Annotated in this window: 9 protein-coding genes and 1 pseudogene; 6 read left to right on the plus strand and 4 right to left on the minus strand. The window is 69.3% G+C overall.

Annotated elements, in window-relative coordinates:
• Positions 1-604: 604 nt before the first annotated feature.
• Together LE548_RS46840 and LE548_RS41775 are read right to left on the minus strand one after the other, a co-directional pair.
• A pseudogene (locus LE548_RS46840) lies at positions 605-730 on the minus strand (helicase associated domain-containing protein); the annotation flags it as partial.
• 48 nt (positions 731-778) lie between these two features.
• Positions 779-2005 (minus strand): IS110 family transposase, encoded by a 1227-nt coding sequence (locus LE548_RS41775; protein ID WP_225102281.1) that lies wholly within the window; start codon positions 2003-2005, stop codon positions 779-781.
• A 792-nt stretch (positions 2006-2797) separates the two neighbouring features.
• On the opposite strand from LE548_RS41775, the gene LE548_RS41780 reads away from it, so the two are divergent.
• From LE548_RS41780 to LE548_RS41800, 5 genes are all read left to right on the plus strand, one after another.
• Positions 2798-3211 carry a hypothetical protein gene (locus LE548_RS41780; protein ID WP_225102282.1) on the plus strand — a complete coding sequence of 138 codons (414 nt, stop codon included), beginning with the start codon at positions 2798-2800 and terminating at the stop codon, positions 3209-3211.
• Between the two features lie 223 nt (positions 3212-3434).
• The gene (locus LE548_RS41785) at positions 3435-4040 is read left to right on the plus strand and encodes an ABC transporter ATP-binding protein (protein ID WP_225102283.1); all 606 of its coding nucleotides are present in this window, start codon (positions 3435-3437) and stop codon (positions 4038-4040) included.
• Entirely contained in the window at positions 4037-4879 is an 843-nt protein-coding gene (locus LE548_RS41790) for an ABC transporter permease (protein WP_225102284.1), read from the plus strand. Before LE548_RS41785 ends, LE548_RS41790 begins: the two co-directional genes overlap by 4 nt.
• A 114-nt stretch (positions 4880-4993) precedes the next feature.
• A complete protein-coding gene (locus tag LE548_RS41795; RefSeq protein ID WP_225102285.1) occupies positions 4994-5890 on the plus strand; it encodes a squalene/phytoene synthase family protein in 897 nt (298 codons plus the stop codon).
• 19 nt (positions 5891-5909) lie between these two features.
• On the plus strand, positions 5910-6872 hold the full coding sequence (locus tag LE548_RS41800; protein WP_225102286.1) for a polyprenyl synthetase family protein: 963 nt from the start codon (positions 5910-5912) through the stop codon (positions 6870-6872).
• A gap of 160 nt (positions 6873-7032) precedes the next feature.
• On the opposite strand, the gene LE548_RS41805 is transcribed toward LE548_RS41800, so the two are convergent.
• Positions 7033-7862, minus strand: a protein-coding gene (locus LE548_RS41805; protein ID WP_374116253.1) for an IS5 family transposase whose coding sequence is annotated in 2 segments (ribosomal slippage) — positions 7033-7526 and positions 7526-7862 — 831 coding nt in all. Because the reading frame shifts where the segments join, the coding sequence is not laid out codon by codon here.
• 262 nt (positions 7863-8124) lie between these two features.
• On the opposite strand from LE548_RS41805, the gene LE548_RS41810 reads away from it, so the two are divergent.
• Positions 8125-9522, plus strand: coding sequence for an IS30 family transposase (locus LE548_RS41810; protein WP_225102287.1), 1398 nt, complete (start codon positions 8125-8127; stop codon positions 9520-9522).
• Here LE548_RS41810 and LE548_RS41815 read toward each other — a convergent pair.
• Positions 9470-12019, minus strand: a complete 2550-nt coding sequence (locus LE548_RS41815; protein WP_225102288.1) for a DEAD/DEAH box helicase — start codon at positions 12017-12019, stop codon at positions 9470-9472. The genes LE548_RS41810 and LE548_RS41815 overlap by 53 nt on opposite strands.
• Between the last annotated feature and the right edge of the window lie 364 nt (positions 12020-12383).

Here is a 12383-nt window from a genome sequence, read left to right on the forward strand (position 1 = left end):
GCCCACCACGGTCCACGCCCCGGTTCCCGTACCGTTCCCATACCGTTCCCGTCCCGGCCACCGCGCCACCCCGGCAGCGACACCGCACGGTCCTCACAACTCGTCGGCGTCCGGGGCGCGGGAGTGTCCTCCGGGGGGCATGCATACCGCCGGGGTCCATGTCTCGCGGCCTCGTCCCGCTGGTGCGAGCGGGCTTCGCCGCTGTGGCAGACCACTCGATGTCTTCCATCCCGATGACGACTGCGGCATGGATGTCGTCGGTGTACCGGGTCCAGGCGTCGTGGTCGGAGTTGGTGCACATCGCCTGGCCGTTGCCGCGGACGTCGGCCAGGACGACGGTGAAGCCGCCGGCGAGCCGATGAGCCAGGGGCAGCAGCCTGCGCCGGTCCGGTCAACAACCGCGCAGCAGGATCAGCGCCGGTCCGTGGCCCGGTGCGGTGACACGCAGCCGGTGACGTCACTGCCGCGGGGGACGAAGTCGCGCATGGGGGCTCCTCGTTGCCCGAGCGGCTGCTCTCCGGGGCCGGTACGGGGACGAGGGGCGGCCCCGGTGGTCGGCCCCTCGTCCGCGTTCCTTGTGGTGCGGGCGGGGTTCAGGAAGCGTCCTTGAAGCCGCGGCGCGCTGGTTCTTCAGCCAGATGCCGACCTTGTGGCCCCGGTAGACGGCGTCCTGCGGCGCCAGGAGGTGCCCGTTCTCGGCGGCCCACCCGCGCGCCGCGGTGAGCCCTTCTCAGGGTCGTCCCGTCACTACTGGTCAGACACCCCATGTCGATTGGTGTCAAGCGGCATGGAGGTGGGCGTGGTGAGACCAGGCGGTCGCTTCGTCGTAGAAGGTGCGGGTCTTGAGGCAGCCGTGGAGGATGCCGACGAGGCGGTTGCCGACCTGCCGGAGGGCGGGGTTGTAGCCGGCCTCGCGGGCGCGCTGCTTGTCGTAGTAGCGGCGGGCACCGGGTGAGGCCCGCAGGGCGGAGAACGCCTGGCGCTGGAGGGCGTCGGCGAGCCGGTTGTTGCGCACGTAGCGGGCCTGGATTGTGTGGCTCTTGCCGGAGGCCCGGGTGATGGGGCTGGTGCCGGCGTAGTTCTTGCGGGCCTTCGCGGACGCGTAGCGGGCGGGGTCGTCCCCAAACTCGGCGAGCACCCGGGCACCGGTGACCACCCCGATGCCGGGCATCGAGAGGTAGATCTCAGCGTCCGGGTGCGCGAGAAAATGCACCTTCACCTGCGCTTCCAGCTCGGCTATCTGCTCGTTCAGGGCGATCAGCAGCTTCGCGTGGGCGGTGGCGGTGGCCGCGTAGGCGGCGGTGACCGGCTCGGGCAAACCAAGGTGCTGCTCGCGCAGCGTGGTCTGTATCGTGGCGGCCTTCGCGCTCCGGTTGTGCCGGCGGTGCCGGGCCAGGACGGCGGTGATCTGGGGACGGGTCAGCTTCGCTGCCGCGGCGGGGGTGGGTGCTTTGATCAGCAGTTCCAGCGCGTCCGAGCTGGTCAGTTCCAGGTCGGCGTAGGCGTCCAGGGCAGCGGGGAAGTACTCGCGCAGCGCGTTGCGCAGCCGCTGGAAGGTGCGGGTGCGTTCCCGGATGAGGGTCTGGCGGGCGCGGGCGACGACCTTGACGGCCTGGGCCTGTTCGCTGTCCCCAGCGACGGGCCGCAGCTGGTCGCGGTCGATGCGGACCATGTCCGCGAGCGCGTGGGCGTCCCCTTTGTCGCTCTTGGCGCCGGAGGTGCCGTACCGCTCCTTGAACCGCGCGGCCTGCCGCGGGTTGATCGCGTACACCTGGTAACCGGAGGCGAGCAGGACCTGCACCCACGGGCCGCGGTCAGCCTCGATCCCGACGATCACCTCGCCGGGACCGAGCTCGTCGCCGCCGTGCTTCGCGACGAGTTCGTGGACCTTGGCGATGCCGTCCACGCCCTCGGGTAGTTTCGCGACCGCCAGCCTGCGGCCGGTTGCGTCCTGGACCTCGACATCGTGGTGGTCCTCGGCCCAGTCGTCGCCGATCAGCAGCAACACACTCTCCTCGCCTGGTGCTTCACTTGCGGTGCAGCCCGCGGTCCGCTGGACCTCCCGGCGCAGCGACCAGATCGTCGCCTGCCTGGCAGAGCTGGAGCATGAGTACGTCACCGCCGTCGACGACGACGGCGAGCCGAAGTTCCTGCCCGTGGTCTCCGAGCGGGCCCGCGCCAAGCTGAACCAGATCGCTGCCGCAAGACGCGCCCGCCGAAGCAGAAGGCCCGGCCGCTCGCGCAGCTGTGCGCGTGGTGGAAGGAGAGCGCGATCCGCGCCTCCGGGGTGGCCGTTGACGTCATCACCTCCCTCCTCGAATAGCCCGTGCCGCGGCTGCGGCGATCCGGTCCCGGGTCGCCGCCGTGGTCGACGTCGCCCTGGCGGCCGTCGACGTCGCCGCGACGGTGTTCGTGATGAACGACGGCGGCCGGTTCCACCGCCGGCACCTGCTCGCCGAAGCCCGCCGCCATCTCGCCCTTGTTCTGCGCGGCCGACGCCGCGATGCCGGCCTGGACGACCAGATCGTGGCCGCCGCTATCTCCACCCACTGCCTGGACATCAGCGAGCCGAAGACCGCGCGTGGTCTGGAGTCCGGCTACCGCCTCTACACCGCACGGTGGGCGCTGTCCGACCTTCCTGCCCGGCGTCGCCCACCAGCCCCCGCGTCCGACCCGGACCGGCAGCCCCCGGCCGATTCCAGCGCCGGCTGCGCCCCGGACCCCGGACCAGACAGCGGGGGAGTGGGAGATACCCCGCCTCCCGCTGAGCCACGACCGGGCTGTCCCCGCCGGCGCGGTGGTGCGGGAGAAGCTGCGCACCACCATCGACGCCGGCGTGCGGGGCCGGGCGTACGACGTCGTCGCGCACCAGCAGGCGGCGATGCCCGAGCAACTGCTCGCGTCCCCGGCCGCCGATCCGGAGCACGGCGACCAGGAGCCGGAGGCCGGCCGACAGGAGGCGGTCGACATGACGGCGCTGCGGGCCTTGAGGAAGTCCCGCACGGACGTGGAAGCCCTCGATCTCACGGCCGAGCGGCTGCGCCGTCTCCAGGACGCGTTCACCAAGGCGGCCGATGACTCCCGCGCCCGCAAGGACCGCTACGCCGAACAGGACGATGCCGACGCAGGACACCCGGTGCGCCAGGACGACCAGCAGGCGCACCGCCCGCAGGAGCCCGGACCGCACCGCGGCCGGGAGGCCGGCCACTGAGTGCACCCGATGCCGCGCACCCGGCTGCCGCCCTCACCCTCCGAAGTTGCACCGGCCAACGTCTCGGCTCAGCTCGCGGCCGCGTTTACGGCGCGGCCTTCACTCGCACGGGTCAACTAGCCGCTTCGGCTGCACATTTGACCATATGTGATGCCTAGCCTTGCCATGACTGCGAGACGTCAGCAGCGAGTGTGCGGCACGGTCTGCGGGCCCGGGGGGTGTGGTGGAGGTCAGGGACGTGCGTCATGCGTACGGTCGTCGTGAGGTTCTGCGGGGGTTAGAGCTTGATCTGCGGCCTGGTGTGCTGGCCGGGGTCGTCGGGGAAAACGGTGCGGGCAAGTCCACGCTGTTGAAGATCTTGTCGGGTGAGCTGCGCCCGCAGCGTGGCAGCGTCCGTCACGAGGGCAGTTTCGGCTACTGCCCGCAGGATGTGGTGATCAACGATGCCCTCACCGTGCGGCAGCATCTGGAGTTTTTCCGCGTCGCGCGAGGGCTGCCGGATTTGCGGCACGCCGAGGAGGTCATGGAGGCGCTGCGGTTGGCGGAGTACGCCGATGAGCGTGCCGGCCTGCTCAGTGGCGGTACCCGTCAGAAGCTGAATCTGACCCTGGCGCTGATGCATGACCCGCAGGTGCTGCTGCTGGACGAGCCCTACCAGGGATTCGACTGGGACACCTACCAGCGCTTCTGGGACTTGGCGGCACGGCTACGTGATGCGGGCCGCACCGTCCTTGTCGTCTCGCACCTGGCCTATGACGCCGAGCGCCTGGACGAGTTGTGGCGGCTCCAGGGCGGCGTCCTTCACCCCGCAACGGCGGTGCCGGCGTGAGGCGACACCTGCATCTGTTCGTCACAGCGTGCCGTTTCGACCTGGTCGAGCACGCCCGTAACAGGCTCGCCATGGTTTTGGTCGCCCTGTTCATCCCCTTCTGGATCAGCCTGGCTTACGCCGTCATCCCCAGCAGGACCGTGACCTTCAGACTGCGCGCGACGGGCCGGCTGCTGGCACCGGCCGGCAACCAGATCACGCAGATCACCGGTGCCATCAACGCCGTCACCCTGATCACCGGGTTCATGATGTTCGCGATCACGTTCAACGGTGGACGCTTCGACCGCCGTCTGGCCATGGCCGGCTACCCCCGCATCCATCTCGTCCTGGCCAAGACCACCTCTTTGACCCTGGCCTCCGGCACCATCGCCGCCTACGCCACCGCAGTGATCTGCACTGCCTGGAGCCCGCGGCAGCCCGTGCAACTCGCCGCGGCCCTGTTCTGCGGAGCGATGACCTACGGGGCGCTCGGCGTCGTCTTCGGCTCCCTGCTGCGCCGGGAGGTGGAGGGCATGTTCGCCCTGGTCATGACCAGCCTCGTCGATGTCGGCTTGCAAAGCCCCCTGGCCAGCGGCGGCACGGGTAGTGCGGCCGTGCGATTCCTGCCCACTTACGGCACCATGCAGGCCGCTACCGCTGCGGGCTTCACGCGCACACTCCTGCCCGGCGATCTGGCCGTCCAGATCCTGTGGTTCGCCGGCGCCGCGCTCCTGGGCCTGCTCGCCTTTCACCGCCGCACCAAGAACGCCCTGGCCGCAAGACCACCCTTCGGTCCGCCGTGGTCACCCAGGCGCCGACAACCTGCGCGCCCGGCCCGGGCCACGTCGACACACCGCTGAGCAACACCCCGGCGCAACGGCTTACAAGTGCCTTACGAGGGGCGCGCCGCGCCCTTATCGCAGGGCGGAGTCCTGGCCCCGGAAGGGAGCCGGTTGAGCAGAAAGGGTTCACAGATGCTGGTAAGGCGATGGCTGGACGCGGCGGGTATCACTGATCCCGTCCTTCGGCGCTGCTACACGGTGTGCGCGCGCGAGCTGGCCAATCTCGACGGAGGGATCATACGCTGGCTGATGTCGCGCGGCGTTCCCGCAGCGGCTCGGCCTCACATGATGGCAATTGGCGCACACGCGTCTCGCGCTGACACTTACGCGGATAGCGGCCCGGTCGAGGACCGTCAGCGTCGACTCGCCGCCTTCGCGGAGGCCACCGGTGCGGCCTTCGCCGCCGGTGGATCGCCCGACCCTGTCCTGCATGCCCTCGTGCACGCCTACCAGACCCTTGGCATGCCGCTGTCGCAGATCCAGGACATGTTCACCGCGATGCAGCGCGACGTCAGCTTCCGTGACTTCGCCACCTTCGAGGAATTGCGCCAGTGGGCTGAGCAGTTGAACGCCGGTGGCTGGGCCAGCCTGTTTCGGACGATGACAGCCACCGAATGTGTGGAAGTGGAGCCACTGATACGCGAGTTCGCCGTGCTCAGCCAGGTAACCGACGTGCTGTGTGACCTGTCAGAAGACCTTGATGACGGGCGTCTCTACCTGCCGCTGGAAGATCTCGACCGGTTTGAAGTGGCTCCTGCGGACCTCAAGGCCAAACAGTGGACACCGGCTATGGCCGGCCTCATCGCGTTCGAGGCCGCGCGCGTCACTGACCGGTTCCCCGCCCTGACGGTTGAACTGGACCACAGCCCCCTAAGCCTGTTCGCCCGCACGCTGAGCGAGCACGCCGCGCTGCTCATCACCCGGGTGCTGGCCGCAGGCCCGGATGTACTACACCGATCGGCCCGGCCACCTCTGGGCACACTCCTCAACGTGTGGCGCCCTCTGATGCGCACCGCGATTCCCTGCTGAACCCGTGGAAGGACGCGCGATGACCATCGCTGTGAGCCCAGAGATCGCTCTGATGGAAGCCGAGTTGCTGCGCTGGGTGGGCAGCGGCGACAGCCTGCTGGAGCTGGCCTGCCTGGACGCCCTGTTCCCCCCGGGCAAGCTACTGCGCCCCGTGCTGTGCATGGAGTCGGCCAAAGCCGTCGGCGGCACCGCCGAGCAGGTGCTGGCCTTCGCGGCCGGCATCGAATGCCTGCACGTCGCCAGCCTCGTCCACGACGACATCATCGACCAGGACCCGGTACGCCGCGGGCGGGCCTCCACCGCCGAGCAGTACGGCCTCGCCGAAGCACTGGTAGCAGGCGACGGACTGTCGATGGCCGGAATCGCGGCACTGCTCAGCTCCGGCCCCGCCGAGCGCGTGCTTGAAGCAACACGCGTCACCGTCGACGCCCTGCGACGCATGTGCCAGGGCATCATGCGCGAAACGGAAATCCGCGGCGACCTGACCTGCGGAGTGCCGACCGTCCTGAACATCTTGCAAGCCAAGACCGCCGCGCTGACCGGCGCCGCCTGCCAGGCCGGGGCGATCCTGGCCGGAGCAACCCCGCAGCAGCACCAGGCTCTGCGCCGGTACGGAGAACAGCTCGGCATGGCCTTCCAGATCCGTGACGACCTGCTCCCCTACACCGCCGAGGACCATGTCACCGGCAAGACAGCCACCAGCGACGTCGCCAACCTCCAACCCACCCTGCCCGTCCTGCTCGCCTACGAAGCCGCCGACGAAGGCGACCGCAACCGCCTGACCGCCGTATTCGGCGGCGGCACCGATCCCGTCACCGCACACCGGAACGTCCTCGCCGTGCTGACGCGCACCGGCGCTCTCCGCGAGGCGGCCCGGATGGCGTCCGCCTCCGCCGAACAAGCACGCGCCGAACTCACCGGCCTGCCGGGCTCCACCCAGCTCGCCGAACTGGCCACCTCATCAGCCGACCGCCAGCGCTGACAGAGCGCATGTCAGCCACGGCCGGGCGAGCCGTTTCGCGAAGGATCTGAACACCTCATTCTCCCGGTGTCGCCTCACGCACTGAGGGCCTGTCCGGCGGGCGTCGGCGCTGTGCAGGGCCGCCGACACAGCGGCGGTGGCTAGGAGTTGTCGTCAAATGTCACGCCCACATCAGGAGCGATGCGAGGGTGACGGCCGCTTGGTAGGACTCGGCGGTCTTGTCGTACCGGGTCGCGATGCCGCGCCATTGCTTCAGGCGGTTGAAGCACCGTTCGACGACGTTGCGACGCTTGTAGAGCTGCTTGTCGAAGGCTGGCGGGCGCCCGCCTCGGCTGCCGCGCCGGAGCCGGTTGCGGACCTGGTCGGTCCGCTCGGGGATGGTGTGGCCGATGCCGCGCCGTCGCAGCCAGGTGCGGATGGCTTTGGAGCTGTAGCCCTTGTCACCCAGGACATGGGCGGGCCGCACACGGGGTCGTCCCGGGCCGATGCGGGGCACCCGTATCGCTTCCATCACGGCGGTGAACTGGGTGCAGTCGTTGGTGTTGCCGCCCGTCACGGTGAACGCGAGCGGGCGGCCGAAGGCGTCGCAGGCGAAATGAATTTTGCTGGTCAGGCCGCCTCGGGAGCGTCCGAGACCGGGGCTGCGAAGCCCCCTTTTCGGGCCCCGGCGGCGTGCTGGTGGGCGCGGACGATGGTGGAGTCGACCGACACCAGCCAGTCGACATCCCCCACTGCGTCCGCCTGCGCCTGGGCGGCCTTGAGCATCCGCTCGAAGGTGCCGTCCGCCGCCCACCGGCGGAAGCGGGTATGCAACGTGGCCCACGGCCCGTACCGCTCGGGCACATCCCGCCAAGCCGTCCCGGTGCGGAACTTCCACACGATCCCGTTGAGGACCCTTCGGTCGTCCAACCTCTTGCGTCCCCGCAAGGACGCGGGCAGCAGCGGCCGAACGAACTCCCACTCGGCATCGGACAGTTCATGGCGACGTATCACCCAACCATGATCCACTACTCAAGATCATTTGAAGACACCACCTAGTACTCCAGTCGCGTTTCTCCATTTGTGCTGGTCAGCGCGTGGGTTTCGAGTCTATTTGACTGACGCACCATCAGGGGGCGGTGGTTCGTGGACGGATTCAACTGATCGTCGCAACACCTTGATCGGGAGGTGGAGCGATGGGCTCTGTGGAGCGGCACAAGCAGGTNGACGGATTCAACTGATCGTCGCAACACCTTGATCGGGAGGTGGAGCGATGGGCTCTGTGGAGCGGCACAAGCAGGTTCGTGCGTATCGGGGGTTGATGCCGTCGCCGGGCAGGCCGTCGGTGGCCTGGCGTGAGGACAGGGTCAGGTTCTGGACGGCGATCGCTCGGGGTGCCAAGACCGAGGATGCGTGCAGTGCTGCCGGGGTGTCCGGGCCGGTGGGATTCCGATGGTTCCGGCACGCTGGCGGCGTGAATCCGTGTCTTCCTGATGAGGTGTCCGGGCGCTACCTGTCGTTTCCCGAACGGGAGGACATCGCCGTCTGGCATGCCCAGGGCGCGGGCGTCCGGGAGATCGCCCGCAGGCTCGGACGGGCGCCGTCGACGGTCTCCCGTGAGCTGCGGCGCAATGCCTCTACCCGGACCTACAAGCTGGACTACCGGGCCTCGACTGCGCAGTGGCACGCTGAACGCCGGGCCCGGCGCCCGAAGACAGCCAAGCTCGTGGACAATCCGAGGCTGCAAGCCTACGTCCAGGCCCGGCTGTCGGGGGAGGTCACCGACGCCGGAGGCAACCGTGTGGGTCCGAAGGGCCCGGCCTGGAAGGGGCGCAACAAGCCGCACCGCGGTGACCGAGGCTGGGTGACAGCATGGAGCCCGGAGCAGATCGCGCGACGCCTGCCGGTCGAGTTCCCCGACGATGAGGACATGCGTATCAGTCACGAGGCGATCTACCAGGCGCTCTACGTCGAGGGGCGTGGCGCGCTGAAACGCGAGCTGGTGGCCTGCCTGCGTACCGGACGGGCGCTGCGTGTTCCCCGGGCACGCAGCCGGCAGAAGGCGTGGGCCCACGTCACCGACAAGGTCCTCCTCAGCCAGCGTCCCGCCGAGGCCGAGGACCGCGCCGTTCCCGGGCACTGGGAGGGCGACCTCATCATCGGGCTGAAACGCTCGGCGATCGGGACGCTCGTCGAGCGCACCACCAGGTTCACCATGTTGGTCCACCTGCCGCGCGAGGAGGGCTACGGTGTGGTCCCGCGCACGAAGAACGGACCCGCTCTGGCCGGATACGGCGCCATCACGATGAAGAACGCCCTGGCCAGGACGATGACCACACTGCCTGAGCAACTCCGGCGGTCTCTCACCTGGGACCGCGGCAAGGAGTTGTCCGCGCACACCGCCTTCACGGTCGAGACCGGCATCCCTGTCTACTTCGCCGACCCCCACAGCCCCTGGCAACGCGGGACCAACGAGAACACCAACGGCCTACTGCGTCAGTACTTCCCCAAGGGCACCGACTTGTCCCGCTGGAACAGCGAAGAGCTCCAGGCCGTCGCAGCGGTCATCAACAACCGGCCCCGGAAAACCCTCGGGTGGCGAACCCCGGCTGAAGTGTTCACCAAGCAGCTACGATCGGTCCCACCAGCCAGCGTTGCGACGACCGATTGAATCCGTCNGTCCAGTGCATGCCGATCGCTGTGAGCTGTTCGCGGCGTTCGGGGGAGAGGGTGGCGGCCCGTGAGCGTTGGTTGCTGATCCACGATCCGAGCTTGAGGTCTCGTTCCTCCTGGTCTCCGCCGTCGTGGCCGGCCACGATCGTCTCGATGTGTCCCCGGGGTACCTGGAGGTGTCCTTCTCGTTCGTAGTACTGGCGGGCGGCGGTGTAGTTCATCGCCCACCGGTCGGAGTGCGCACGGCGCGGAGGGGGCTTTTCCTCCTCGGCTGCGGGTTCGATGGCGAGGACGTGTTCGCACATCCATTGCTGCACGGCGGTGAGCGTGTCGAAGCCGAGTTGCTGCTGGCGTACCCACCGCCCGAGGTCCTCGCCCTGGCGCACGACCTCGCGCGGCGCGGTGGGCAGCGTGCCGCCGGCCTCCAGGTGCTGGCGGGTGAGGTGGAAGGCACGCTGCCACTCCACCGGCCAGACGGGGCACCAGGCGGGGTCGATGTCCTCCAACTGTTCGCACCGTTCCTGCGACAGCGTCCCGGCGCGGGCGTCGGATCGCGCGTTCTTCAGCCAGATGCCGACCTTGTGACCCCGCCAGACGGCGTCGAGCGGTGCCAGGAGGTGCCCGTTCTCCTTGGCCCACCCGCGGGCCGCGGTGAGTCCTTCTTCCCAGGCCACGTCACGGTGCGACCAGACCATGCCCAGCGTCTCCAGCTGCCGGATGCGTCCGGCGTCGAGACGACCGCGGGCGTAGAGCCGGCGGGCGTCGGCGATCCACTGCCCGAGCGGGAAGCCCGCGAGCGAGGCCGGCCACCTCTCCCGCACACCCTCGCTCTGCTCTTCGCCCTGGCCCTCGGTCTCCTGCTCCCGGTGGTCGGGGACGCGGTACGTGAACGGGATCTTCAGGCTGCCGTGGCGCCGGGTGTAGATGACGGCCGCCTCCACACCGCGCCGCCAGTGCTCCTTCTCGGGGCTGAGGACGCGCAGGCTGATGAACGCGGCGAGGGCGGCGGGGTCGCGCGGGGTGCTGAATTTCAGCAGCGCCCGTGCCGGCACCGAGACAAGGACGCCGTCCTCGCCCTCGGCTCCCTCAGCGCCCTCGCCGTCCCGGCCCCCCTTGCGGCTCTGGACGCCCTTGGAGCGGCTGGGCGCCTGTGGCACGGCCAATGCCTCCACGACGCGGGTGTCGTGCGCCCTGAGGGCCTCCAGGAGCTTGGCCAGACCGCCGTAGGCCTTGCTGGTGAGCATGTTGTCCGCGGTTTCGCCGGGCCCGAGCAGGATCGGCACCACCAGCGAGGCCACCTTCCCCGCGCCCGGCTGGATCCGCAGCGCCCGGCCGACGGCCTGGACCAGGTCGGGCATGGACCCGCGCACGTCGGCGAAGTACACGCTGTCACAGTTCTGGATGTCGACGCCCTCACCCAGGACCTTCGCCGACCCCAAAAAGCACCTGGCCGCGTCCGCGCCGCCGGCGAACTCGGCCAGCACACGACGCCGGTGGATCGCAGGATGGTCGCCGCACAGCCAGTCCGCCCAGATCCTGTGCGGGTACAGCTGCGGGTCGTCCGCGTGCAAGCGGGCGGCGACGCCGGGCAGGCCGGCCGCGAAGGCCTCGGCCTCCTTGACCAGGTGGTGGAAGACCAGCGTCCGGCGGAAGTCCTCCTCCGCCGACGCCTTCACCAGAGCCGTCTGCAACGCGGCGAGCCGGGCCCCGCGCACCTCATCCGACCGGGCATCCCCGCCCAGGAGCTGGGCAGCCTGGAGCTGGGTATCGGTGATGTCCACGCACACCACCTGATACGGCGCACAGATCCCCCAACTGATCGCCTCGGACAACGTCAGCGTGTAGCAGCGCGCCCCGAACGGACCCTCCGGATCGTCCTCCATCGACGCCACCAACTCCCCAGGCACGCCCGGTTCCTGGTCGTCGTCCAGCTGCCACAGCCGCGGCGTGGCCGTCATATACAGCCGCCGCAGGGCGGGGATGCGGGTGTTGTCGTGGACGACCGCCCACGGCTTGCCGATCCGCCCCGACGTCCGGTGCGCCTCGTCCACGACGATGAGGTCCCAGCCCGGAAGGCCGGCCGCGTGCGCCCGCTCCAGCGTGCCGAGTCCGAGCGAGGCGTACGTGGCGAACACCGTCACCTTGTCGAACGGCCGCACCCAGTCGACCAGCTCCTCAACCGCAGTGGTGTTCGGGAAGACCGCCTGATCCCCGCGCAGCGACGACACCCCGATCATCAGCCCCTTGCGACCTCCCTCATGCCACTCGGCCTGGGTCTGCGTGAGCAGGTCCAGCGAGGGCACCAGCACCAGCACCCGCCCCGCCTTCAACTCCTCCGCGCTGCGCACGGCGACGAGGGTCTTGCCCGAGCCGGTCGCCATGACCACCTGCGTCCGCAGCCCGCGCTCGGGTACGGTCGAGTGGGCGGGCAGTTCGAGGGCGCGCAGCACCGCGTCGACGGCCTCGCGCTGATGGGGACGGAGAGTCTTCGACACGGTTCCGCTCCTTTGGGGCCATGGCCGCTGTCACCGGGTGACGGGATCATGGTGTCGTTCTGCTGACGCGTCGTGGATGTGATCGGTGGGGTGTGTTCCCACCAGTTGAGGTCTACGGCTTATTTTTGAAGCATACTAGAGATGCGGGTCCGGCGTCCGGTACGGTGCTCATATCTGACGGGTTGTTGCTTCTGACTGTGTGTCATGCCCGTCGCTCGTACCGACCCCCTCCACCCCTCCCCGCCGGTGCGGCTTTTCCGCTCCTGGAGCGAAGCGGAGGGAGCGTCAATAAGACTGCAACGCAGGCTTATTGGGTCTGGCCCGCAACGCGGGCCAGACCCGGCGGCTTCCCGCCGGCGGTGAT

It is taken from the genome of Streptomyces sp. CoH27 (assembly GCF_020181035.1).
GTDB classification, from domain to species: domain Bacteria; phylum Actinomycetota; class Actinomycetes; order Streptomycetales; family Streptomycetaceae; genus Streptomyces; species Streptomyces camelliae.